Source organism: Aeribacillus sp. FSL K6-2848 (genome assembly GCF_038004325.1).
Taxonomy (GTDB): domain Bacteria; phylum Bacillota; class Bacilli; order Bacillales; family Aeribacillaceae; genus Aeribacillus; species Aeribacillus composti.
In genome coordinates, this window is the sequence record NZ_JBBOQQ010000001.1 from 1,151,120 (window position 1) to 1,175,507 (window position 24,388).

Sequence of the window (24,388 nt, forward strand, 5' to 3'; positions counted from 1 at the left end):
TGCAAGTATAGATGGGGGAGGGCATTTATGACACATTTGCATATTACATCATGGGTCATTTTGCTGATTTTGTTTTTCATTGCGTTTGCCAAACCTTCAAAAGGTTTGCATATGGCTGTGCGAATCTTTTATTTAATCGTGTTGGCAACTGGACTTGAATTAATTTTCCGCTATAATGTGTTCAGCATGGCCAACTATGTAGGGGAATATGTCGCTAAAATTTTCCTTGCCATCGTTTTGATCGGGCTTATGGAAATGGTTTTGGGCAAAAAGAAGAGAAACGAATCGTCCAAAGGCATTTGGATCGGCTTTTGGATTGTGCTGATTCTCGTCATTTTGCTTGGATTTAGACTGCCTCTTACTTTTTAAAAAATATGTTGATGCAAAAATATAGGAGCGTATTTCGCAGGGGCTGTCTTAGAAAGTCAAATCGCCATTGAAAACAAAAAATCATAAACACCGATATATATCAACGTTTCTAAAACATTAATGGGGGCGTCAATAAGCCGTAAAAACGACTTATTAGACACCCCCCTATTATTTTTCTTTCTTGAATTTGACAATAAAACCAGCCTTAAAAAAACATCCAAATCCTATAATTATTAGAATTATATGGCCTATATTTCATATCATCAATGGTTAATGAAAATAAAAAAGCTCCAAGCAAAATAAGTGGAATAGCTAATAACCACCTCAAATTATGAAACTCCCCTTATCTCGTTTTTTATTAAGGCTTGAATAATAATTCGATATGAGTTCATTGAAACCTTGCTAATCGACAAAAAGTTGGACGAAATTCCGCGGACGCGGATTGGAAAAAAGTTTCAATGCAGGCGATGCCTTACGTTTACTGCAATGAATTATGGCACTATCGCTTCAATAACTAAAAGATATTGCATTTTCTTTTTCATTATTCCTTCGATAAATAATTAAACGACTCTGGATTAGTTACTTCAATTTCGATATTCATTTTCGCCATCGATAATAATTCGTTGACAAATTTAACGATGTCGATTATACGATCAGGCATATCAAATGCTAAATGCTGTTTCTATCTTAAATTCAGAAACATGGTAAGAACAATCCGGTTTTAAACCTAATAAATCTTCGATAAAAAGATATTCATATTCTAAATATTTTTCATCTATGTCTTGTAATTGAAAAATAACAACTTTAATATGATGAAAATTTGGAATAAAGCTTTCTTCCGTTTCTACTCCTATTCATTCAGGAAAATCTGATAAACGTCTTTCTCTTCTAGTATCTACGATAACTAAGTAACCGAGCGTATCATGGTCCAAGCAATTTATTTCAAAAAATTCAAGCTTATTTGTTCGTAATCACCTTTTGTTTCTTAACAAATTCCACTCAACCTTTTATAGGAAGCATAACTATTTTTATAGTTTAATTGGTAAAACTAATCATACTAATAGAAGACCAAAGTGCTAACCAATTTTGATTTAGGTGCTCTACTTAATGCTTTTCCATAACTTCTATCCGCTACTTCAATTTCCTTTATTGATATGAAGGACATTGAGCATTTGCCGGATTATACAGGCATCAACAAATAAGTTCTCCTGCTTACTTATCAAAAGTAATTAATTTTCTTCATTTTAGGGAATTATCGGACAGCCCCAAACACGGAAAATTAATTTCCGAGAGACTTTTTATTGACAATGAGGTGACTTTTTTGTGTGTATTTATATATTAACTAGAGGACGAATCCCATTGAATTAATATGATTACCTGAATCCGTGATGAATTGAAATCGACTTTGATTTTGTTGTAATTTTGATGGATTGATAATCCATAAACCCCTTTTATGCTTATGACCTATGTCATCTCTATTTCCGAAAATGGAACAAATCTCTGTTTTAGGTATACGAACCAAAAAAATAGACAAAAAAGCCCAGGGAGTGACGTTGGACATCAGTGATCGAACATTCGTTCGTTATCTTACCTCTCTCCATTTCTGATAGACGTTCAGTAGGGGCTCGCTATAGCCACTCCTTCGCGTCAGTTTCATCCAGATCTGTCGTGATCGACGGACGAGTCGCCCTGCCATCGTGATCACCGTCTGAATAATCGTCTTGATGCGGCGGCGTTTCACTTTGTGGTGCAACGGATGTCTCGGATCGCTTAATAGATCTTGTCCAATCAGACGAAGAAGATTGTAAACGAAGGCTCCCATGACCAACACGAGCGCATTCGTTTTCATCTTCCCAGATGGAAGCCGCTCTAAATCTAAGTCGCTCTTCAGTTCGCTATGAAACTGTTCGCATGTCGCATGGTCATGATACAACGCGAGCACATCGCTCATTCGAACATGCTCGTATCCTTTGAGCCGCACCCAATAGCTTTCCACTTCATAATCAGGAACGAGCATCAGCTGTCCATTGCGTTCCATCGTCCGTTCCGTCACTTGGGTGACTTGAACGTACGTATACGTGTTTCCATCGATCGCTGCCTTCTGTGGAAGGCATAGCTCATAGGTTTGTACTCCTTCGCTTTGTCCATCATCGACACGTTTGCCCTTTTGCGAAGCGATCTGGAACCAAAGCGCTTTCGATTCTCGGCGTAAGTTTCGCTTGATGACAAAGTCCACGTCTTCCTTTAGGCATACGTGCACATTCGCTTCTGCATCGTTTCCTGCATCCATGCGAACAAGCAGACGAGATGAAGTCAGTTGACGAGCTCGACGGATAGCGGTGACTAAAAACGAGGGCATGTTGTCTTGCACATGTTGTTTCCCTGGACGCAACTCGGCATGAACGAGATACCCTTCCTTCCCTGCATACGCAAACAACGGTGTAAAACCGTCAAATCCTTTATACGTTCGACTGACTCCTTCTTTTTTCGTATCGGAGTTGTCAAATGGGGAACCATCTATATCAAGGGGAAGCCATGTCGTCTTTCCTTTGGTCCAACAAGGGGACAAAGTGGCATGTCGTTGAATCAACAGACGTATGGACTCCTCCCAAAGAATCGTTTCGGTCATCGGAAGACAAGCGAGCTGATCGAGTCGTTGTCGCAAGGTTGGAGAGGAAGGCACGTGCTGAATCCCCATCGATGCCGAAAAGATATCGTCCTGACGATACGCTTCGATATGATCGAAATCCGTTTTTCCTGTGGCAAGCAAGCCAATCATCGAGCGAATGACATCGCTATGGGAAATGTGCACTTCTCGACGAACCGTTGGAAGCCGAAGTGCGTTTACCCGTTTATCCAGTTTCGTTCGATGGAGTAAGTAGCCAACGAGAGCAAGCCCAGCACTTGGGGTAATCGCTTCATCTGTCAATACAAACCGAATCGGGAAATCTTTCATCACATCACCTACTTGATGAAGAATCGTCAACGTCGTTTTCCCTTATCGTATCAACGGTTTGCGACCATTGTAAAGATGTTTTGTCACGGATTCAGGTGATTATATTTTATGGATTTATATGTTATTTTTTGAAATAAATGGCTCTTCACCACAAAATGTACTTGACAATCAGGTTGTTTTCTGATCAAGGGTACAAAAAATGCGAAATTTCCTGTATGGTAAAGGTGACCAAACCATCAACCATGGAGGAAATTTCGCATGCAATCTCAGTTTATCAAAGATTTGATCACTTTACCAGGCTTTCTTATTCATGGAGAACGAAAAGAGGGAGAACGATGGATTTTTGAACTTTCCCTCCCTCCTCATTGTCCGATCTGCCCGACTTGCTTCGGACGGACAACCAAAATATCATCGAAACGAAAACAATGGATTCATGGCTATACCAATACGGTCGGTTTATTTTGGATTGAACTTCCCATAGAAAGACGGCGTTGCCAAGCCTGTTTTCTGACGTTCACCGTTTCTTATCCGGGACTTCCGTCTCACAGTATCGCGACGGAATCGTTTCAACATTGGGTCGCCCAGTTATGCATCGGAAAAACGATTCAAGAAGTCGCTCGCTTGTTACAACTCGCCTATACGACAGTAGAACGCTGGTTTTATCAATATGCCCCGGCTCTTTTACCAACATCGAATCCTACAGTAGTATGTGTGGATGAATTCGCTTTCCGAAAGGGACATGATTACGGAGTAGCGGTGATGGATACACAGACTCGGAATGTCCTTTCCATTGCTTCTGGAAAAAATGAAGAAGCCATTGTGGAGGCGCTTCAACCCGTCGCCTCCAAAGTGAAGTATGTTGTCAGCGACTTGGCTCCTGCCATGAGAAAAGCCATTGAAAAGGTATGTCCAAAAGCCATCCATGTTCTTGACCACTTCCATGTGATTCAGTTATTCACCGATGCACTGGAACGTTGTCGCAAATACCTTGCCAAAGGCGGAACCAAACATGGAAGCGTTCGCCGCGTGTGCCGATTGTTAAGCCAACGTCCAGAAAAATTAACAGAAGAAGAGAGACAGGAAGTTCGACAATGGTGCCAAGAAAGTGCTTATTTACGTGATGTCTATCAAGCACTTCAACATTTCCGTTACGTATCCAAAAGCCAAACAAGAAAGCAAGCCGAAACTCGTTTGACCCAATGGTTTGACCGGTACCTTTTTAGCGACTGTGCCGCCGTACGCAGTATTGCCAAGGCACTCATCACCCGAAGAGACGCAGTGCTTTCTTGCATCGTTTTTTCTTACTCAAATGGTCCAATGGAAGGAATCAACAACAAAATAAAATTGATCAAAAGGCGAGGATATGGGTATCGAAATATCCAGCGTTTTACTTTGCGTGTCCGTCTAGAGACCTCTATCACATTTTAACGTAAAAATCAAGTACATCTTTTGGTGATGAACCAAATAAATTCTTGTTTTTTGTATTTTTTTGGTATAAAGTATTTTTAAGATATTTACCTGGGATAAATATCGATCAATACTAAGAAAGAGGAGTATTATGAGAAATTTAGCCAAAAAATATTTTAGGTTAGGGATGGCTGCGGTTGTGGGGATTGGAATATTTACTTTTTCCAGTTTTACATTTGCCAGAAACGATAATGTAAGTTTTCATTTTACTCTTAAACCTAAATATAAAAATAGCTATTCTGCTGAAAGATATCGAGAAACTTCTAATCCTAAAAATAAATGGAAAGTAAATCTGGCATATTCATCTGAAGGAAAAGGAACAATTGCAACTTTTTGGTTAGATAAAAGTGGAACAAGAGTTTCAAATATATATGATGTGAAACAAGGAAGTGGCGCCCACTATTATACGGCATATAGCACAGCAAACAAATCTTATGTAAGATTAGGTGCTGAAAACAATAACTATAGTACTAATAACTATACAATAGCTGGTTATTGGGATGAGGAAACTGATTGATATAAAAAAAAAGACCAAAAATGGTTTATAATACCATTTTTGGTCGCTTTTCAATTAATAACTGTCTCATTAGCCCCCTAATGAATTTGGACACTCGATAAGGTGTTTTTTATAATCGAAGTGACCAAATGAAGGGGGCTTTTGATGTACATGAAACGAAGAAAACATTCGAAGGAATTTAAGCTACAAGTGGTGAAAGAAGCATTAGAAGTTGGAAATAAAGCATTGGTAGCTAGAAGATACGAGCTTAGCCCGAATCTTGTGCAAAGATGGGTGAAAGCATATGAAGAAGGAAAACTAGGACAAGAAAAAAGTGATAAGTGGCCTAAATCTAAAAAATAAATAAATTGATACCATCGATACACTTATTCCAATTAAACCAAAAGCCCAATTCCAACGCGAAAACCCCGCAATAAAAGAACCGAGCGGAACGCCAACAACCTGCCCTAGAGAGAAAGCAGCCATGCCATATCCTATTGCCCGTCCACGCATTAGTTGATCTGTCTCATCACTAATATAAGCCCACATGGCGGGTCCAGCCATGGCGCCGCCTAATCCAGCAATTGCTCGTGCAACAATCAAAAACCATACTCCTGTTGAAATGGAAGCTAAAATATTTCCAAAACAGAAAATCACTGCTCCTACAACAATGAACATTTTTCGTCCAACGCGGTCAGACAAAATTCCTAGCCAAGGAGCGAAGAGTGCATAAACCAGGACATAAGAAGTGACTGTGTGTGCGACCATACTCACATCTTCACGAAAATCTTTAGCGATGCTAGGAAGAAGTGGAGAAACTAAAAATGTTTCAGTACCGATAAGGAAAAAAAGAAGATACAACGGTAAAAAAGTTAGCACAGAAATAGCTTCTCTCGCACGTACACTCATTATAAAACCCCTCTCCTATTTGGATTTAAGAGTTTTAAAACTATCTAACTGTTAAGCAAGAATAAGCCATGCTTTTCTATTGAGGAAGAGTGACATGGCATTTAATCATCTCAAAAGCATTTTCAAGTACTTCTGTTCGCAACACTCCATATTTCCAAGAACCGCTTTTTCTTTCCTCAACAATGCCAGCATTAATGAGTATTTTAAGGTGATATGTAACTGTTGGTAAGGATACATTGAGTATCTGCGACAATTCGCTGCAATTCATTTCTTGTTTTCCCAGAAGGTGAATTATTTCTAATCTTTTAGGATCAGAGAGTGCAAAGAAGATTTTTGCTAATTCACCATATGTATGCTTCTCCATTAATTCACCTCCTTCATAAGTATATAAAATAATTGTATCATCTTTTTGAGCTAAATTCACTAACAGAAATATTGGGCTGTTCAACCAATCATACGACGTACTAGACACAAAAGTGAGATCCCTAATAACCTAATAAGCAAATTTATTTACGCGTTTTTAAACCACCTGGAATAAGTCCAAAGACAATATAACTTAATCTTATCAAAAGTCGAATTGCACGTCACCAAATGGAGATGGGTCATGAACTCGCTGCACGGGAGGGCGCCTTTGACCACAGCGCATATTTCTTCAATCTTATTTTTCTTAAAATTATATTAACAATAATTATCACAAAATTTAGAAGGGTTTTTACAATTCGTGTCAAATATGCACAATATAAATAGTATTAAGCAAAGAAAGTCCTGCGGTAATATGTCAAGGTGAAAAATCATAGAAATTGGAAATTCCCTTGTCCGATGATCCGAAAAAAGGCAATACTGAAGAAACCCAGTATTGGTACATGTAATAAACTGGGTCTAAAGGTTGATATTGGTATACCAGATCGATCCTCTTATCGATCTTCCCCCTTTCTTGGCGTGTAGATTTGACCGTTGCGTAGCAGCGCATCGATCACACGCACGAGTTTTCTAGCGGTGAGGACGAGGGCTCGTTTATGTTGGTGTTTGGGCACTTCCTCATACTTCTTCCGGTAGTACGCACGAAACGTCGCATCATGCCGTTGCACCGAGTTGGCAGCCTCCACTAGGTAGTAACGGAGATAGCGATTGCCGGAACGAATGAGGGAGGTGTCCTCGGCTTGAAAACGGCCCGATTGGTGCTTGGACCATGTCAAGCCGGCATATTTTGCCAAGGCGGCCTGGTTGTGAAACCGCTCGATTTGTCCGATTTCGGCCAGGATGCCTGCGGTATAAACCGGTCCGATGCCTGGGATGGTTTGCAGTGTGTTCGGAATGCCTTCAAGATGGCGGGTAATGGCTTTATCGAGCTCTTTGAGCTGCGATTGCAGGCTGCGGATTGATTGAATCGACAGCCCTAACAGCAAGTCGATGGAATCCTCGACACACTTGGACAACCGATACGACGAACGGGCCGCCTTTTGAATCGACTTGGCGATGCATTCCGGATCGGAAAAGCGATTGCGCCCTTTTTGGCGCAGGAAGTCGGCCAACTGCTTGACATCCATTTGGCAGATGTCATCGAGGCTCCACGACTCAAGCAGCAGTTCGAGAATGGCATGTCCGAAGATCGAACTGTCCACCTCTTGGGTAAAGGAACTGCATTTGTAAAACAAGTGCTGGAGAAAATACTGTTTCTCACGGGTTAACTGGTGGACGAGATGATATCGCATGCGTGTCAGTCGCTGAAGCGCGAGAAACTGCTCCTTGAGGACAGCCGTCATCTTCAGACGGCCGAAGCGAAGCCGATCCGCAATGATCCAAGCATCGATGTCATCCGTTTTCTCCAAGTCGACATAGGCTTCTTTAAACTTGCGAATGAGCTTTGGATTGATCGTAAACACCTTGACGTTCCAAGCCTGCAAGGCCTCCTGCTGGTGGAAAAACATAGCTGGATGCCAACTGTAGACCGAGGTGGCTTCCATCCCGATCAGAAATTCGGTTGGCTTTCGCTTGTTAGCCCACAGGAGGATTTGATCCCGAAGGAAGGTGGCGCCCAGAAGATGATTATCCACTTTGAAGCGTGCGCACGTATTTCCTTCATGATCCATAATGCAGGTGGCTAAGTCGCGTGAGCTCACGTCGATCCCGACGTAGAGTTTCATGAGATCACCTCCTATTGTTGTAGGATCGAGGGGTAGGACTCTTCGGGATGCCCCCGGATCGCGCCTGTTGACCAGTCACCCTCGCATATGAGAACTCACGTTGGACCATGGGCTGCCCTGGAAGCTGCTCCTTCCAGCATGGGGAAAACCAACGGGAACAGCCTGCGGGTTAGACGTCCAAACAGGGGCCGAGGAGACAGACTTTACAAGTAGTCAAAGCTACAGGAGTGAGAAGAGTATCCCCGATGATCCTAAGACCATTATCCAGGAACATTGCGAAAAGTCCAACCCCGGTACGCTCAACCCTTTGTGGGAGGGGCGCGCCCCTCCCACAAAGGCAACCACCCAAGATATGCGATTGTCAAGGAGCGTATCGGACTGGAAATTCGATAAAAAAACTTTCTGAAACTTAGTATACGAGGAGATTGTAGCATGAACAAATTAAATCTGTCAGAAACAGAAAGAGCCGCGCTGTGGCAACAACGTTTTTTTGAAGCTCAAGCTGCCATGGAAAAATACTTAGTCTACAAATATGGCTATGAAGATTTATATGATTATATCAAATTCAATTCAGACATTTTTAGTAAACTGCAAAATACAAACAATGGGGCTGAAGATCTTGTACTACGAATAGTAAACAAGCGGAATGCTATCAATCTGATTATCACATTGATAATCAAACTAAAGATTTTTCCTCTATTACCATATTCCGCTGTGGAATTTGGGACTATCGAAAAAAGCCGAGGAAAAAGGTGTAGAATTAACATTGGACAGTCCTTGTAAGTATTGTACTCGCCTTACTTCTTCCCTAATTGAATCAAAAGGCTTTTCAGTACGTTATGAGCTACATGAGATAGGTACACATCGAGGATGTAGATGGGAAATTTTCAAAAGAAAAAATGGGGAGTCGTGATATAATTCTCAGCTTTATCATCAACTGGCACCCAACAATTAGATACTTTTATATCTCTCAAAGTTGTCCCAATTAAGTAATTAGAGGGGGCTGTCCGAAAAGTCGATTGAATCGACCTTGGGCTCAGCCCTTTTTTCTGTTTTTAGGGTACAAAAAAATCGTCCTTTTTTATAGAATGAAATTGACCAAAAAACATTCTACAGAAAGGACGATTTCTTATGAATAATCAAATGACTATTCAAGAAAATTATAACACGCAATTAGAAATGACTCTAGAGGGTATTCAAAAAATAGAGGTTCAAAAGAATAAGAAACGCAAAAAACTAGTTTTCCAACCTTATTGCAATCGTCAAGTCATGAGCATTTTAGATATCGAAATGTATATTCCTGAAAATCATGTCGCCCGTTTAGTGGATGAAATGGTGGAATCGATTCCGGATGAAGTGTTGTATACTCATTATGTTGGTGGGGGTCGTGCACCCTATCACCCTAAAATGTTATTGAAAGTGATTTTATATGCGTACACTCAAAATGTTTATTCAAGTCGGAAAATAGCGCAAATGGTGAAAGAAAATCTTCCGATGATGTGGTTGGCGGGATTGCAAACCCCTGACCATCGCACAATAAATGATTTTCGTAGTGTTCGTATGTCAAACATGATGGATTCTGTATTTGAACAATTTGTCCTTCAACTAGTAGAACAAGGACTTATCGACCTCGACCATATTTTTGTGGATGGTACGAAAATAGAAGCGAATGCCAACAAATATACGTTTGTATGGCGAAAATCCGTAGAAAAATATGATCAGAAACTACGAGCCAAAATTCAATCGTTTCTACAAGAAGCGCACCAAATCGCCTTGGAGGAATTAAAAGAAGAACAATTAGAAGAAGAATTAGAAAAATCATCGGCACAACTTTCTGAGAGAATAGAAGCTTTGGAAAAAGATTATAAACAGGAAGAAGACAAAGAAAGAAAAAAAGAACTTCGCTCTAAAAAATCCCAACTCACCAAACAACTGAAAACGATTCAAACGGATTATCTTCCACGATTACGAAAATACAAAGTACAAAAACAGATTCTAGGTGAACGAAATAGCTACTCGAAAACCGACCATGAGGCCACTTTTATGCGAATGAAAGAGGACCATATGAAAAACGGCCAACTCAAGGCGGGTTATAATGTTCAACTCGCCACACAACATCAATTTATCGTGGGATTTGAAATTTATCAAAATCCAGGAGATACTCGCTGTTTCCAACCATTTATGGAAAAGTTATTGGAATCGATGCCGAAGGAAAAGAAACTCAAGTATGTCATTGCCGATGCAGGATATGCGAGTGAAGAAAACTATTTATATGCGATTGGCGAAGAAAAAGAACCTCGTTTTGAATTATTAGCCCCATACCAAACCTATTTGAAGGAACAAAGTAAAAAGTTTAAAAAGGATTTATCAAAAGTACAAAACTGGAAATACATCGAAGAAGACGATTGCTTTATCTGTCCGAACAATCGGAAAGTCGTATTCAAGTATTATCAAAAAAGAAAAAATGCATCTGGATACATACAAGATTTGAAAGTGTACGAGTGTGAAGATTGTACGGATTGCCCGTTGAAGAATGGGTGTACGAAAGCCAAAGGAAATCGTCGAGTATATTGGAACACGATTTATGAAGAAATGAAAGCGAAAGCCAAAGCAGCTCTTGGTGACGAACAAAAGGCAGCTCTTTATGCGAAGCGTAAAGTGGATGTCGAAAGTGTGTTCGGTAACATCAAGGGCAATTTGCGTTTCACTCGATTTCTGTTACGGGGGCTTCATAAAGTCCGAACAGAATTCGGGATTGTGGCAATGGCCCACAACATACTGAAATGGGCCGCAAATTCCCAAACCAATTTCAAAAATAAGGAAACAGAGCGAATGGAAAAACTCATTGTTTTCTCCATTCGCTCTGTTTTTATGGACTTTTTAGACAAGCCCCTCTCTATCCTATTCAAGGAAAGGAGATAGGTTTCTAATTATGATTAATATTCCAAATATAGATTACGGCGTTCTTTACAATCAGATTTCTAAACTCCGTCAATCTCAAGACATTGATTGGATTATCGGGTTTTTACCTGAAAGGACTTTTGAGAGTATAGCTGATATAGGTTGTGGAAGTGGGCAATTTATTAAATCCATGATGCAAAAAGGGAAAATAAGAAAATTGGCTGTCGGTATTGAAAAAAACCCCTCCATGATTAATATGGCTCAAAAAAACCTATCTAATTATGATAATGTCCATTTTTATTTAACAGATATCCTCTCCAACCCTAAAATCGAAACAAGCTTTGATTTAATTACAATGATGTCAGTATTGCATTGGACATATCCCCGTGAGAATAAAGCTTTTGAATGGATACGTAACCACCTGCAATTCGATGGGGTTTTTTGTTTCACTACCTATCATCCCCTAGATTCTATCAATGGGATTGGCGGAACAGACCATCTTGTTTTAGAAGCATTAACAGAAGTCGGCCTACCTAAGCGATTTCCAGATAAATTTGTCCCAATTGGAACACGCACCCGCAGTATAGATGATATTTATCAATTACTGTAGATGAGCAAATTCACTAACATAAATTTACATCCGAACAAAAAAGGAGACATGAACCCGATTCCTTGATTAGAATAGATGTGTCACCAAACCATTCTCAAGGAGGTTCATGTCTCATGAATAGACTACCACATCACCAAGGAATCGACAAGTTTTTCGCAATGTTGGGGCTGGCCCTTTATTTCTCTAAGCCGGTCATGAAGCATCTCGTTCATATTATCGATGCGCTGACAACGAAAGGATTTGTGGGAACCTTGACCGATCTGCATCATGAGAGCTTTCATCCCAACCATCGAACGACACTGAGCCATTTTTTCACGAAAAGCCCTTGGGATGAAGAAATCTTGCTTCGCAAACTCCAGCAGTGGATGCTTCGTCATGTGGAACGAACGGCCAAGCGAAAGAATCACCCCATTTTTGTTTCGATCGATGATACGATCTGCCGAAAAACGAAGCCTTCGTCACAGGCGAAACACGCTATTGAAGGGTGTAATTGGCATTATTCTCACGCGGACAAAAAGTCGATTTGGGGACACTCTCTCGTCTGGCTCATGGTTCATACGATGACGCAAGCCTTTCCCTTTGCGTTTCGCCTCTACGACAAGGCGGATGGGAAAAGCAAGGGTCAATGGGCCATCGAGATGCTTTCTTCTTTGGATGTGCACGGTTCTGTTTATGTGCTGATGGATTCTTGGTACCCATCGAAAACACTCGTGGAAGCCTGCCTGAAAAAAGGATTCCACGTCATTGCGATGCTCAAGACGAATCGGGTTCTTTATCCAAAAGGCATCGCCATCCAAGCCAAACAGTTTGCCCACTATATCGAACCGAACGACACCCATCTCGTCACGGTGGGAGAAGAGCGTTATCGCGTGTATCGCTACGAGGGAGCGCTGAAAGGTCTCGATGATGCCGTTGTGTTGTTGGCTTGGAAAGCCGATCAGCCGATGACACCTGAACATCTTCACTGCGTCTTGAGCACCGACCGGGAGCTAAGCGATGAAGAGATCTTGCGCTACTATGCCCAGCGTTGGTCGATCGAATGCTTTTTTCGACAAGCGAAAGACCAGCTGAAGCTCGATGGGTACCGCGTTCGTCAACGTCGGGCGGTGAAACGGTATTGGATCTTGGTGCAACTCGCTTATGTGTACAGTATGGTCGAATCCAACAGCGATTTCTCTACCGGGCTTGACTTCCTTCGAAAGAAGAAAGGACATAGCCTCGTGGAGTTTATTTACGATGCAGCGAAACAAGATATTCCCATTGATGTCGTTAAAAAACAGCTTCATGTGGCATAAGGGGTACTCCGTTTGTCTCTTTTTACATGGTAATTATTGTAATGAAAATTGCTCAACTACAGTCAATTAGTTAAAGATAAGTTTCATATAGAAGCAGTTGAAAGCAAAATGGCAACTATGAGAGTAGTATCAGCTGACGAGTATGTTAAATATCACTTAGGTACATTCGGTAATTATTATAAACAAGTTGTTCCTAAACCACTTGAACAACCGTTTTTTGAAGCATTGGGCAAAGTTGCTATGAAGCGAATGAATCATCATGGTTATGTAACCAATATAGAAGTCCGCGTGTGGCGATGTCGAGTGAATTAGGCTATGGAGGATCGGGAACAGTGTATAAGGAGCCTCTTATTTCGTAGTCGATCCCTTAAGTTTTTTATCAAAGAGTTCAAGTATGAGGTAGACATAACAAAGGGAAAAAATTACGGTCTAAGTGAAGATGTTATTGTTCAATTTATTGCAACGGCTTACGTAGGGGGATTGGAATGGTGGTTAACGAATGGAATGCCTTATCCACCTTACGTCATGGCAGAGCAAGTGGGGATTTTGCTAGAGAGGAATCTATAAAGTATGCAAAAACGCTACTGACATAATGTTGTCAGTAGCGTTTCGTCTTGTGCGCCCGGCATGGGTGTAATCTATAGGGTGAAAGTCCCGAGCTGCGAAGGCAGAAGTAGCAGTTAGCTTAACGCAAGGGTGTCCGTGGTGACGCGGAATCTGAAGGAAGCGAGCGGCAAACTTCCGGTCTGAGGAACACGAACTTCATATGAGGCTAGGTATCACTGGGTGAGTTTGCAAGACAAAACAAAGCCCTTTCTGCCGAAGGTGATACAGAGTAAATGAAGCAGATGGATGGAAGGAAAGATTACACTCTTACCCGGGAGGTCTGGCTGGCACGCCAAGTAACCTTGGTAACCTATCTAGTGATAGATAGCTGAACCGTCAGAAGTCAGCAGAGGTCATAGTATTAGTTGGTCTAGAACAACTAAGAAGGACCGAACAATTAAGAGAGAATAGCCCTTGGCATTCAGTGTGTCATGATGAACACAGAAAACGTAGTACCTCACTTGAGGGAGGAAGCGGTGAATCCCGTGGGAGATCTCTTGGAGGGTGGAGTGACCACTGGCATAAAGAGAACAGCTATTCACGGAAGTTATAAAGACTTGCGTCAATTATCTTAATTGAACCGCCGTATACGGAACCGTACGTACGGTGGTGTGAGAGGAGGACGGAGTTAATCGCTCCCTCCTACTCGATTGCAAAATCGTTATCCAAACACCTTCTGAACTGCTTGTTCCGGTTCTGGTGCAAAAATTTCAAGACAATTATCATGCAGCCGATTCGGATGGGAACACTATTGACTTTTTCCTTAGTAAAACGACAAATCAGCCAAGCGCTTCTTGAAAAAAGCCTTGGCTTTTTCACATGTATCCGCTCCGCGTGTCATTGCTGTAGATAATATCCAGTAGCAATGGAAGAGTTAAAGGAAGAAAAAAGGATGCCAGAAAGCATCCAAATTTGATTCATCCGATGACGGATTGGTTCATCCATTCCTTCAGAATTTCGGCAACGCCTCCACGGCATCCGCCAAATCGCTGTAACTGTCTTTCAAGTATCTTGATGTCGTGGCGATATTGCTGTGGCCGGCGAGACGCCGCACTTTTTCGATGTCGTTGTTCGTCGCTTTTAACATCCACTTGCAAAACGTATGGCGAAACATATGGGGCGTCAGTTTTTTATTCGGCAGGCTGTAGCTTTCGATCATGCGCTGGATGCCCCTTACGGAAAACTTCGGCGAGCGCTGGCTGTAAAAGACGTATGGAGACTCGGCGACATGCGGCTTCTTTTTCGCCATTTCCGCGCGAAACTTCAACCAATCCTCCAGCTCAGCCAGCAGGATGTTGGAGATCGGCACCGTTCGCACTTTCATCCCTTTTCCCACAATGCGAATCCGTTTCATTTCTAAATCCAAGTCCGTTAATTTTAAATTGGACAGCTCTTCAACCCGCAATCCCGCATAGGTAAGCAAATACACTACCGCGCGGTCGCGGCGGTACTTTTCCTCCGGATCGACCCCTCTGCTGCGGACTGGTTTTTTCCGCATCCGCTGCAGCAAGTCCTCGAATTCTTCTTCGGTAAGCCACATGATTTTTTCGTGGTCTTCATCAGCCGTTTTCAAATCTTGAATATCCTTCATCGGATTTTGCTCGATGTAATGGCGCTCAACCGCCCACGCATAAAAGCTGCGCAGTGAATTGAGGCGGCGGTTGATCGTGGAGATCGCCAGCGGTTTTCCTTCTGCCGGATTCAACATGTGTTGGATCCATTTGCGGATGTCAGCCGGCGTGACATAATCATCTGGACGGATATGTAAATCATGAAAAAATATGTTTAAATCGTTCGTATAGGAAATAATAGTATTTTTGGAAGCACCTTTTTCTTGCAAGTAAACGACATACTCGTTGAGCATCTTTTTCACCCTTTCACTTATACGGCGAGTTAAAAATGATTTTTTCAAAAATAACGGATATGAAAAATAACATTATATGACGAGTATATCATAAAAAAGAATCAATTGTTAGACATATAACGTAAATTATATGACTAGTTTAATCATATAAAAAAGACGAGAAAAAATCTCGTCTCGTTTTGTTGGGTATTGTTGAATGCAACATATTTTGTCAACCAATTTTGTCGTATCTGTCGGTGCTGTCGCTCCCCTGTATTGTTGAATGCAACATATTTTGTCAACCCTCTACAAATGAGAAAAACCCCTTGTATATCAAGGGGGATGGTTACTTGTTGTTGATTTATAAGTTTTTTCAGAAAAGATCATATTTACATATTTGTGTCGCTGAACATTTCTCTGGTAATACAACGGACTGTAGATTTGTTTGCAATATTAAATATGAAATATGCTAAAAAAAGTAATGATATTGACCAAAACAATCCTTTATAGGTAAATAATCGCATCGCAAGTGCACTTATAAAAGGACCCAAGGCCATACTAAGACCAAAAGTCATGACTGCCAAACGATTCCCAAGGGGAAGCCATAACGGCCGTAAAAGATCATTCAGATAAGCAAGACTTAAGCTAAATAAAGATCCTACTGTTCCCCCAGTTAGGAAAAACATAAGAATGAACAGAAATGATGATGAGGTAGTGTATGGTAACACTCATTAAAGTCCACACCCAACGATGGCACAGAATAAAAGGACGATCCTTCTTCCCCATATATCACTAATATGTCCCAGAGGAATTTGTAACACCAAACTTCCCACAACAAAAGCAGATAGAGCAAGCGACAATATTGAAATATTAATCTGCTCATGATGAGCAAAAATTGGCAAGCCCCCATTGAGAGATGATTCCATAAATCCAAAAACAAAAACCATGAACAGCGCTGGGGACGCGATAAAATACACCATTTTTGAAATTTTAAAACTTCGTTTTCTCCCAACGCTAGGATTCAATGGTCGATAGTTCTGCAATGGGATCATTGCCAGCAAAGAAATTAAAAATCCGCTTGCTGCAATCGCAAATGGTATCCATTCGGCAATCTTGAAGGTATTGATCCACAGCGGACCAATAGCAAATCCTACCCCAGCAAGAAAACCATAAATGGCCATCTGCTTACCACGTTTCTCTGAAGAAGTAATTAATCCAATCCAGGTTTGGGTGCCATAATGTACAGCTCCCAGTGCTAATCCAAATAAAAACCGAAATAACAACCATATGTAGAAACCTTGATACATCAGAAAAAGTAAGATAGAAGTCATTCCAATACCTAAACCAACACAGACTGTATTTTTGAGCCCTAAGTGTTTAACCACTTGTTCCATGAAGAACATTGAAATGAACAAGCCAAGGTATATGATGCTAGTACTAAGACTATTTAATAGAATATTAGTATGTTTAGATTCTAGTGAAGCCAGCAAAGGAATTATAAGACCTTGGCTCATAGTTGTAGTTGCAACACTGAAAACAATCGAAATAAAAATAAATTTATTGTCCTTCATAACGCTTCCTCACACTATCACGTGAACTTTTGACCATATCGATTCGTTCTTGTAGAAATGTATCAAAAGGGAATCCCCCGGTCCCGATTGTAACAGAAGGATCTTGTTTTCGAATGTAACGTGTGACTAATCCTTGATGAACATTACGAAAATTAAGTAGACCTTGATAAATCTCAGCCAATAAAGTTAATTCCTTTGTGGTGTCTCTGATGTTGGCTTTGTAATCCTCTAAGTATCGGTCTTTCAATGAAACAGAGGACATTGCATGATTTATTTTTAATTGATCACCTGGCTCTAAATAAGGAAGTAACTCTTTTACTGTTTCGTAATAAGGCGCGTCAGTACAACCGGAGACCACATCAAGAATAATGATATTAGCTATATGAACACCACTTGGCGCGTTGTATAATTGTCCATCGATCTCAATGGGAAAGAAGTAATTTCGAAAACATGTCATAAAGAAGATAGGATCTACGCGCTTATGAACCGCAGCATTTTCTTCCTTTAGCACCTTAAGACTTGATATTACTGATCTTAATAAATCAAAACGATCTTCCCTATAAGGTTCCTCCTGAAGAAGTAGCATTCTATCAACAGCAGGCTTAATAGCTTCATCAGATTTTTGATGTTGTCGAATAAAGCCCACTTCACTCTGATCTCCTGTAAAAGTTCTAAGGGCATCAGTTGGATTATGAGTGATGTATGATGAGTAGGTATCACGGGGCACTAGACCTGTAGTTGAAGCTAAGAGCTTCAATCGACAGATTATGGGTTCTACAATAGTTTGGGAAATCTCCGTTCTTTTACATGAAACTAAAAAGATCCCTAAATCCCCCATTGCTCATACCCGTACATCGAACGGTTCCTCATATGCAATATGCAATACTAAATCCATTGAAGGCAACAAATTTTTTCCCGATTCAATCAAGGCGGAAAAATTATTATTCATATTGTAATTTGGTAAATCGTAAACCACAAAACGACTGAAATCACCTAAAGGGTATAGAGCATCAATCGTAAAGCCAACTTTAGTTAATATAGTAACCACGTCCCTTCTGAACACTTTTAGTTGGTATATTATAACATTTTTTTCATTAACCAATGTCATGGGATTTGTTACATAAAATTACAATAGAAATTTCTGGTTGTCAATAATCATATAAAAAATTAACAGAAAATTAACTATTTATACCATTTTATAATTACTTTTCAATTTCTTCTTCTTCGAGTGTTTCATTTTCATCTAGAATTTTACTTTTCGCGCAGGCTCATCTTCTTCAAGTATAACAACCATTTTTCTTGCCCGTTCCATAATGTCGATAAACGCCTTATAATCTTCTGGAGTAGTCGCAAACTCTTTCTGTAAAGCCACCTTTCCCAACTGCAGCCTTGTCACCATTTGCTGCAGCTGCTCCATATCTCTTTTAATACACGGTTTTCATCTGCTCACCTGATAATCGAATGCATCCTGTCCGTGGGATTGTAAAATACAATTACGTCCCTCCATATTAATTTGTTTTCAACCGTTTCCTCGTTTCTTTCCTGCCCTTGTTCTACCGATACGATAATTTCCTTTTTCTTTTCCTTCTGATGCCTTTTCGCTAGTTCAATCGCTTCTTTGTATTGTTTCCGAACATATGCATTCCATCGAAATCCGAAGGTGTCGGCGTCCACAGCAGACGGTGTCCTACTTCCTCAGACGCAGCGAGCTAAGTTCCTCCGCGAATATAGTGCAATACGACTTCAGCTAACAGTAAATCCTCGTTTAGCGTTCATGCATCTCGTCGTACGATCTTCATAGTTTCTACCCTCCAACTGCTTTTTCACTAATATGTATGCAGCTAGTAGAAAAATTGTCTTTAACATCAAAGGCGATTCTTATCGCCTACGGGAAAAGAAAAAAACAGGGGCTTATCCCTGCACAGTTATCGAATTAACGCTCATATAGGGAATTTCATTTCGTTGAAATTGGAGAATTTTAAGGTTCTTACGCAATCTTGGTGATAGGGAGAGACCAATTGAGAAAATTAGTGTGTAAATTAGAATTTTTTAGATTCCCATTCTCAATTATCTCGATTTTTCACCAAAAGAACGTAAGAGCCAATTTTAAATCGTTGGTAACTATTCAGCCTTCAACTAGAGAAGGTCTAGAAGGAAGCGTTTAAAACTCCTTATTTTTTGTCCAAACTAGAAGTATCACAATATGGACAGAAGGTGAAAACAATGAAAGAAGAACAAATTTTAGCCGTTTATCATCAGGGACCGCAAGGCAGTGGTACAGTTAGTCAAAACATTATGAAATCAAATTGAACAATTACAGGCATGGGTCGAACAACTCGAAACACGCACGAAAAAAACAGTACTAACAGCCATTTTGCCTCCTTCTTCGGATGCGTTTCGGCCTCGAACCTCCTTACGGAAGAAACGAGAAGAAGATGTGTACATCTTTTGTCTCGTGCACAGCGTCATTTCGACGATTAAAAAACAGAAGAAACGCGTATGGGATATTCTTCAGCAATTATTGGAAGGTCATCTCCATTGTCTACTGTCTTCTTCCACCTAGATAAGACAAGGTGTTTTCAGTAAGAGAAAACGACCTCTTTGTGTTGCCTTCTAGCAAATTAGTAGTAATGAGCTGAATAGTTACTCCTTATCCAGTAACTAATCTTACTATTGAAGGAGAATAAAATTAGTTTTGATATTTCTTGAGATTTTTTAAATACCACTCTGCATTCCGATCCATAAGATTGCCAATATATCCTTTACCAATTGAGACAATATTTTTATACAATTCATCTATAATATTGAAAGCATATGAGCTACCTCTTTGAAACTCAACAAGCTTATGCATAAAATAGGTTCCTGATACGCTATAAGTCCCAACTTTTACATTTTGACATTTATAGTGAAATTTATCTATATTTTTTAAAATATCAGTTATTTTATCAGAAATTCTTTCATTATTTTGTAAATACTTCCTTACAGAATCCGATGTCAAAAAGTCTATAACATTATATTTATTCTTTAAGAAGTTTACCGTACTTTCTATTAAATGCAAATGATCCATCGGTTTAATAATTACTGAGTCTGTTCCCTCATAAATATCCATAAGAATCCGCATCTTCATCTCTGTTAAATTACCGGGCAATATTTTTTGTCCCGTATCCTTTTTGATATCATCCAAGTATGTGTATGCGCTTCTACTTTCAATATTAGATGAAAAAGACTCAATCTTTACAGCATCCAATCCGTTATCTTTAAGTGCTTTTTTAGTTATCCCAACTTCTCCCTCAAGACGTCCCATTGTTAAGATTGCATTAACACCAGCTTTTCCGTACTGAATAGCTACTTCTCTAATCAGTTTTGCAGTGCTATCTCTATCAATGCCACCATTCTGGTCAGGGACACCCCATTTTCCGTCACTATTTACTGCCACTCCAAATGGATCACCAGTAATATGTAGTTTTTCTGTTGGAAATACAGATCTGATCCTACGAATAGCTTCTGCATGATCTAAAAGTAATTGATAAATTGTTTCATCGTTTTCATGAATTTTCTCACTGTTAGTTCTAACTAATAATGGTTCATATCTATAGCCTTCTTGATTTTTTATAAAAGGATTTCCGCCTAATCTGATGACGACTGAATTAATCCCTATTTCTCTCAAATTATGAATATATTTAATAGCATTCTCTATTGACCTTACAGGATAATCCACCATATTCGGTAGCTCCTGAGTTTTATCTCCTTCTAAATAAATGTCAATATCGACTATTTGTGCAAAATAGTCTGATTTAATTTCCACTTCATTTTCATGAATTAATCTTCTTGGAGCACAAATAAAAGATTCTTTGGTTACAGATAGGGTAGATACCATTTTTAATAATCCTCCTTTAAGAATTTTATGAACTTACTTACAATCTACTATATATTTATCAATTTAAAAATCGGTTATTTACCTTTTATTGATAAGTTAAAACCTTTAAAATAATTAGGGGAAAATTACCGATATATATGGTTTTACTTAAATTAAACAAAGCTTTTCACCAAAAAACGTAAGAACCTTTTCTGATTGCCACTAACAAAAAAAAGACAGGATAGTAGCTTATCCTGTCTTTTAAAACAACAATTTAAATTAAATTAAGTTTCTTGGCCTCGCGAATTACACCTACTCTACCTTTAACTGCAAATTTAGAAAAGATATTGGTAATATAATGCTCTACTGTGCTTATTGAGTAGTTTAAAGCCTGTGCAATTTCTTTGTTAGTTTTTTCATCTGCAATCAATTTTATTATTTTTATTTCCGTTTCACTGAAATCTTTATTATCTTTTTGATTTAATAGATTTAAGGTAATATCTTCACTAAATATAACTTGCCCTGCTTCTATCATCTTCAACATATTGACAATATCTAGTGGTTCAGTTCTAACGGAAAATAAACCTGAAACTTGATTTACTAATAATTTTTGAAAGAAAATGCTTTGTATCTCCTCACACATTACAACAATTCTGCTATGAATATCTGCTTTTCGGATGTCTTCGGTTATTTTAGCTACTATTTCTAAATCCACGTTACGTTCAGCAACGATTATAATAATATTAGGATTAAAAGATTTAATTTTTCCGATTATTTCCTTATCATTAGTTAGAATATTAACTTCACATGCGTCAAGTTCCTCTTCTAAAATATATTTTAGACCATAACCAGATAGTGAAAGTTTATCAATAGTAATAACTTGGATTCTATTCATAATATTACCACCTTTTATCCAATAACATTTATTTATATAGAAGTAGGGCTAACATTCTCTTAAACGACAATTAAAACGTTGATGTATGATATACGATTCTTTGCATTATAGCGACTTATTGGTAGGTGGCTTGGCTAAATACTTCATTATATTTTCTATAATTTTAATACCATTATTGTCGTAAGAAGTCATAATCGATTCTGGATGAAATTGAATACCTACTATCGGTTTGGTCTTATGTTTTACTCCCATTACTATGTTATCTTCTGATAAGGCGGTAATTTTCAAGTCATCTGAAACATGACTAGCATAAATAGAATGATATCTTCCTGCTAAAAATGGTGACTTGATCCCTTTAAATGTAATGGTATCATCTTGAACATAAATCTTTGATTTTTTACCATGCATAGGTGGGAATAGGAAGTTTAATTTTCCTCCAAAATACTCTATAATTCCCTGATGTCCCAAGCAAATTCCAAATACAGGTATTTCATTTTCTAAGCAAAGTCTTATTGTTTCCTTTATGTTAAATCGTTCAGGTGTTCCAGGTCCTGGTGATAATATAACAAGGTCAAAATTTGGCTTATCTTTAAGTATTTGTCGAGCAATTTCGGAACGGTAAACTACAACTTTTGCGCCTGTTTGTTTAACGTAATTAGCTAAGTTGTGTACAAAGGAGTCTTCATGATCTACTATAAGAACATTTTTGTTTTCACCAACACTTCGCGGCTTATAACCGGTGTTCTCATTATTGTACTCATAGTTTGATAAAGACTGTACAAGTGCTTTAGCTTTGATAAGAGTTTCTTCCTCCTCCTCTTCAGGAACAGAGTCATATAAAAGAGTTGCCCCCACACGTATCTCTGCCACACCATCTTTTATCCTCATAGTTCGTAATGTTAATCCTGTATTTAAACTACCATCAAAAGCAAACCAACCTACTGCTCCGCCATACCAACCTCTAGGCTTTTCTTCATTTTCCTCAATCCATCTCATTGCTTCTAATTTAGGGGCCCCTGTAACAGTTACAGCCCACATATGAGTAATAAATGCATCGAGGGCATCATACTCTTTCCTTAGTTTTCCTTTAATGTGGTCTACAGTATGGAAAAGATGAGAGTACTTCTCAATTTGTCTTCTCCCCACAACTTCAACCGTTCCAGGTATACATATTCTAGACTTATCATTGCGATCAACATCTGTACACATAGTTAGTTCTGCTTCATCTTTATCTGAGTTTATTAATGATTTAATGTTTTCCGCATCTTCTATAGAATTATTTCCTCTTTTAATAGTTCCAGAGATTGGACAAGTTTCTACAACACCATTTACTACTCTTACATACATTTCAGGAGAACAACCGACTAAAAATTCTTTGCCTAGATTAATAATAAAACCATATGGACTTGGGTTATTAGTTCTGAGTCTTTTAAATACTTCAGATGGCTTAGATAAACATTTCTCATAAATTACTTGAGTAGGTACAACTTCAAATAAGTCTCCCTTTTGAAAGGATATAGAAGCTTTCCTTACTAAGTCAGCATAATAACCTGGTTGGTAAGCAGGAATAGAGATATCATTCTTAGGATTATATGGAAAATCCAACCCATCTCTTTGCAATTCATCTGTTTTTTGATTATTGTATTCAAATTCATAAGATAGCAAGAATGACTTAGCTATTTTATGATCAATTACTACAATTTCATCAGGCATATATAAGTGTAAGTCACTATCGTCTTTATTTCGATGCTTTTTTTGGCTAATATTTTCAAATTGAAAAATTAAGTCATATCCAAAAGCACCATATAACCCTAAAAATTTATCTTCATTATTAGTAAAAAGAGATTTTATTTCTCTTATTAAGTCAAATATAGACGGTTGTTTAGTACGCTCTTCTTCCATGAATATACTTTCTTCTTTATTTATAAGTCCTTCTATAATATGTGAAGATGTTTCAGTAAGAATAATATTTAACTTATTACATAGTTGATCCTTTAGAAAATTCAGTAATATTATCCCACGTTTATTTAAAGCTTCAATTACAAAACTGTTGGATTTTGAACGAATTTCAATTGGAGGATTTATAAAGCCAATGTCCCATCTAGAATATCGACCAGGAAATTCAAAGTTACTTGAAAATAAAGCACCTTTTTTCATATCGATTTGTTGACATATCTGTTCTAACTTTTCGTAATCGATAGGAATTTGCTTTCTTTTCAAGGTAAGTCCTTTAGGGAGTTTAAAAATCTGTGTGTCTGATCCTTCATTAGCGATGTCTGACATCAGTATATTATTTACTTTTTTCACTCTCAACTCTGCTCACCTCTTCTAGACTAAACTAAAACTTAATACTAATAACTGCACTGGAATTAATTTCTAAATATCCTAACTCAAATATATCATATAGAAAAATAAATATCTATTTAAAATTTTAACCCCATTAAAAAATAATGTAAAACCCATATATTTA

At 38.8% G+C, this 24,388-nt stretch carries 20 protein-coding genes and 2 pseudogenes; 10 read left to right on the forward strand and 12 right to left on the reverse strand.

Going from position 1 to position 24,388, the window contains the following annotated elements:
* The first annotated feature begins 27 nt into the window (after window positions 1–27).
* A complete protein-coding gene (locus tag NSS70_RS05850) occupies window positions 28–369 on the forward strand; it encodes a YisL family protein (RefSeq protein WP_063386645.1) in 342 nt (113 codons plus the stop codon).
* Between the two features lie 1,582 nt (window positions 370–1,951).
* Here the strand turns inward: NSS70_RS05850 and NSS70_RS05855 are convergent.
* Entirely contained in the window at window positions 1,952–3,325 is a 1,374-nt protein-coding gene (locus NSS70_RS05855; RefSeq protein ID WP_339195758.1) for an IS1380-like element ISGsp2 family transposase, read from the reverse strand.
* A 258-nt stretch (window positions 3,326–3,583) separates the two neighbouring features.
* Here NSS70_RS05855 and NSS70_RS05860 point away from each other — a divergent pair, with 258 nt between their 5' ends.
* The 3 genes from NSS70_RS05860 to NSS70_RS05870 all read left to right on the forward strand — a co-directional run bounded on the left by NSS70_RS05860 (window position 3,584) and on the right by NSS70_RS05870 (window position 5,651).
* Window positions 3,584–4,753: an ISL3 family transposase gene (locus NSS70_RS05860; protein WP_021292746.1), complete on the forward strand. Its 1,170-nt coding sequence runs from the start codon at window positions 3,584–3,586 to the stop codon at window positions 4,751–4,753.
* 130 nt (window positions 4,754–4,883) lie between these two features.
* The gene (locus NSS70_RS05865) at window positions 4,884–5,309 is read left to right on the forward strand and encodes a DUF2712 domain-containing protein (protein ID WP_340881059.1); all 426 of its coding nucleotides are present in this window, start codon (window positions 4,884–4,886) and stop codon (window positions 5,307–5,309) included.
* Window positions 5,310–5,453: 144 nt separating this feature from the next.
* Window positions 5,454–5,651 carry a transposase gene (locus NSS70_RS05870; RefSeq protein WP_340881060.1) on the forward strand — a complete coding sequence of 66 codons (198 nt, stop codon included), beginning with the start codon at window positions 5,454–5,456 and terminating at the stop codon, window positions 5,649–5,651.
* Here the strand turns inward: NSS70_RS05870 and NSS70_RS05875 are convergent.
* From NSS70_RS05875 to NSS70_RS05885, 3 genes are all read right to left on the reverse strand, one after another.
* Window positions 5,607–6,197: an MFS transporter gene (locus tag NSS70_RS05875; RefSeq protein ID WP_340881061.1), complete on the reverse strand. Its 591-nt coding sequence runs from the start codon at window positions 6,195–6,197 to the stop codon at window positions 5,607–5,609. The genes NSS70_RS05870 and NSS70_RS05875 overlap by 45 nt on opposite strands.
* 76 nt (window positions 6,198–6,273) lie before the next feature.
* On the reverse strand, window positions 6,274–6,561 hold the full coding sequence (locus NSS70_RS05880; protein ID WP_064550387.1) for an ArsR/SmtB family transcription factor: 288 nt from the start codon (window positions 6,559–6,561) through the stop codon (window positions 6,274–6,276).
* 550 nt (window positions 6,562–7,111) lie between these two features.
* Window positions 7,112–8,341: an IS110 family transposase gene (locus tag NSS70_RS05885; RefSeq protein ID WP_340881062.1), complete on the reverse strand. Its 1,230-nt coding sequence runs from the start codon at window positions 8,339–8,341 to the stop codon at window positions 7,112–7,114.
* A gap of 432 nt (window positions 8,342–8,773) precedes the next feature.
* Here NSS70_RS05885 and NSS70_RS05890 point away from each other — a divergent pair, with 432 nt between their 5' ends.
* The 6 genes and pseudogenes from NSS70_RS05890 to NSS70_RS05915 form a co-directional block, all read left to right on the forward strand.
* Window positions 8,774–9,124 (forward strand): hypothetical protein, encoded by a 351-nt coding sequence (locus NSS70_RS05890; RefSeq protein WP_340881063.1) that lies wholly within the window; start codon window positions 8,774–8,776, stop codon window positions 9,122–9,124.
* A 348-nt stretch (window positions 9,125–9,472) separates the two neighbouring features.
* Entirely contained in the window at window positions 9,473–11,263 is a 1,791-nt protein-coding gene (locus NSS70_RS05895) for an IS1182 family transposase (protein ID WP_340881064.1), read from the forward strand.
* Between the two features lie 10 nt (window positions 11,264–11,273).
* On the forward strand, window positions 11,274–11,852 hold the full coding sequence (locus NSS70_RS05900) for a class I SAM-dependent methyltransferase (protein WP_340881065.1): 579 nt from the start codon (window positions 11,274–11,276) through the stop codon (window positions 11,850–11,852).
* A 113-nt stretch (window positions 11,853–11,965) separates the two neighbouring features.
* Window positions 11,966–13,147, forward strand: coding sequence for an IS701 family transposase (locus NSS70_RS05905; RefSeq protein ID WP_340881066.1), 1,182 nt, complete (start codon window positions 11,966–11,968; stop codon window positions 13,145–13,147).
* A 351-nt stretch (window positions 13,148–13,498) separates the two neighbouring features.
* A pseudogene (locus NSS70_RS05910) lies at window positions 13,499–13,714 on the forward strand (TetR-like C-terminal domain-containing protein); the annotation flags it as partial.
* 759 nt (window positions 13,715–14,473) lie between these two features.
* Window positions 14,474–14,666, forward strand: a pseudogene (locus NSS70_RS05915) (DDE-type integrase/transposase/recombinase); the annotation flags it as partial.
* Between the two features lie 36 nt (window positions 14,667–14,702).
* On the opposite strand, the gene NSS70_RS05920 reads toward NSS70_RS05915, so the two are convergent.
* The 8 genes from NSS70_RS05920 to NSS70_RS05955 form a co-directional block, all read right to left on the reverse strand.
* Window positions 14,703–15,617 (reverse strand): tyrosine-type recombinase/integrase, encoded by a 915-nt coding sequence (locus NSS70_RS05920; RefSeq protein ID WP_244411284.1) that lies wholly within the window; start codon window positions 15,615–15,617, stop codon window positions 14,703–14,705.
* A gap of 710 nt (window positions 15,618–16,327) precedes the next feature.
* On the reverse strand, window positions 16,328–17,167 hold the full coding sequence (locus NSS70_RS05925; RefSeq protein ID WP_340881067.1) for an MFS transporter: 840 nt from the start codon (window positions 17,165–17,167) through the stop codon (window positions 16,328–16,330).
* The gene (locus tag NSS70_RS05930) at window positions 17,154–18,005 is read right to left on the reverse strand and encodes a monodechloroaminopyrrolnitrin synthase PrnB family protein (RefSeq protein ID WP_340881068.1); all 852 of its coding nucleotides are present in this window, start codon (window positions 18,003–18,005) and stop codon (window positions 17,154–17,156) included. Before NSS70_RS05930 ends, NSS70_RS05925 begins: the two co-directional genes overlap by 14 nt.
* 405 nt (window positions 18,006–18,410) lie before the next feature.
* Window positions 18,411–18,584 (reverse strand): hypothetical protein, encoded by a 174-nt coding sequence (locus NSS70_RS05935; RefSeq protein WP_235605543.1) that lies wholly within the window; start codon window positions 18,582–18,584, stop codon window positions 18,411–18,413.
* 29 nt (window positions 18,585–18,613) lie between these two features.
* On the reverse strand, window positions 18,614–18,841 hold the full coding sequence (locus NSS70_RS05940; RefSeq protein WP_340881070.1) for a hypothetical protein: 228 nt from the start codon (window positions 18,839–18,841) through the stop codon (window positions 18,614–18,616).
* A gap of 1,015 nt (window positions 18,842–19,856) precedes the next feature.
* A complete protein-coding gene (locus NSS70_RS05945; RefSeq protein ID WP_061579151.1) occupies window positions 19,857–21,044 on the reverse strand; it encodes a hypothetical protein in 1,188 nt (395 codons plus the stop codon).
* A 253-nt stretch (window positions 21,045–21,297) separates the two neighbouring features.
* Complete coding sequence (locus tag NSS70_RS05950) at window positions 21,298–21,918, reverse strand: response regulator transcription factor (protein ID WP_340881071.1); 621 nt, start codon at window positions 21,916–21,918, stop codon at window positions 21,298–21,300.
* 105 nt (window positions 21,919–22,023) lie between these two features.
* Window positions 22,024–24,225, reverse strand: coding sequence for an anthranilate synthase component I (locus NSS70_RS05955; RefSeq protein WP_340882479.1), 2,202 nt, complete (start codon window positions 24,223–24,225; stop codon window positions 22,024–22,026).
* Window positions 24,226–24,388: the final 163 nt, after the last annotated feature.

Excerpts from the sequence above, each read along its gene's own strand:
- NSS70_RS05900 (WP_340881065.1), top strand. The coding sequence starts at position 11,274 with ATGATTAATATTCCAAATATAGATTACGGCGTTCTTTACAATCAGATT.
- NSS70_RS05950 (WP_340881071.1), bottom strand. The coding sequence starts at position 21,918 with ATGAATAGAATCCAAGTTATTACTATTGATAAACTTTCACTATCTGGT.
- NSS70_RS05880 (WP_064550387.1), bottom strand. The coding sequence starts at position 6,561 with ATGGAGAAGCATACATATGGTGAATTAGCAAAAATCTTCTTTGCACTC.
- NSS70_RS05945 (WP_061579151.1), bottom strand. The coding sequence starts at position 21,044 with ATGGTATCTACCCTATCTGTAACCAAAGAATCTTTTATTTGTGCTCCA.
- NSS70_RS05860 (WP_021292746.1), top strand. The coding sequence starts at position 3,584 with ATGCAATCTCAGTTTATCAAAGATTTGATCACTTTACCAGGCTTTCTT.
- NSS70_RS05855 (WP_339195758.1), bottom strand. The coding sequence starts at position 3,325 with ATGAAAGATTTCCCGATTCGGTTTGTATTGACAGATGAAGCGATTACC.
- NSS70_RS05920 (WP_244411284.1), bottom strand. The coding sequence starts at position 15,617 with ATGCTCAACGAGTATGTCGTTTACTTGCAAGAAAAAGGTGCTTCCAAA.
- NSS70_RS05905 (WP_340881066.1), top strand. The coding sequence starts at position 11,966 with ATGAATAGACTACCACATCACCAAGGAATCGACAAGTTTTTCGCAATG.
- NSS70_RS05935 (WP_235605543.1), bottom strand. The coding sequence starts at position 18,584 with ATGGAGCAGCTGCAGCAAATGGTGACAAGGCTGCAGTTGGGAAAGGTG.
- NSS70_RS05885 (WP_340881062.1), bottom strand. The coding sequence starts at position 8,341 with ATGAAACTCTACGTCGGGATCGACGTGAGCTCACGCGACTTAGCCACC.
- NSS70_RS05865 (WP_340881059.1), top strand. The coding sequence starts at position 4,884 with ATGAGAAATTTAGCCAAAAAATATTTTAGGTTAGGGATGGCTGCGGTT.
- NSS70_RS05890 (WP_340881063.1), top strand. The coding sequence starts at position 8,774 with ATGAACAAATTAAATCTGTCAGAAACAGAAAGAGCCGCGCTGTGGCAA.
- NSS70_RS05875 (WP_340881061.1), bottom strand. The coding sequence starts at position 6,197 with ATGAGTGTACGTGCGAGAGAAGCTATTTCTGTGCTAACTTTTTTACCG.
- NSS70_RS05870 (WP_340881060.1), top strand. The coding sequence starts at position 5,454 with ATGTACATGAAACGAAGAAAACATTCGAAGGAATTTAAGCTACAAGTG.
- NSS70_RS05930 (WP_340881068.1), bottom strand. The coding sequence starts at position 18,005 with ATGGGGGATTTAGGGATCTTTTTAGTTTCATGTAAAAGAACGGAGATT.
- NSS70_RS05925 (WP_340881067.1), bottom strand. The coding sequence starts at position 17,167 with ATGAAGGACAATAAATTTATTTTTATTTCGATTGTTTTCAGTGTTGCA.
- NSS70_RS05895 (WP_340881064.1), top strand. The coding sequence starts at position 9,473 with ATGAATAATCAAATGACTATTCAAGAAAATTATAACACGCAATTAGAA.
- NSS70_RS05850 (WP_063386645.1), top strand. The coding sequence starts at position 28 with ATGACACATTTGCATATTACATCATGGGTCATTTTGCTGATTTTGTTT.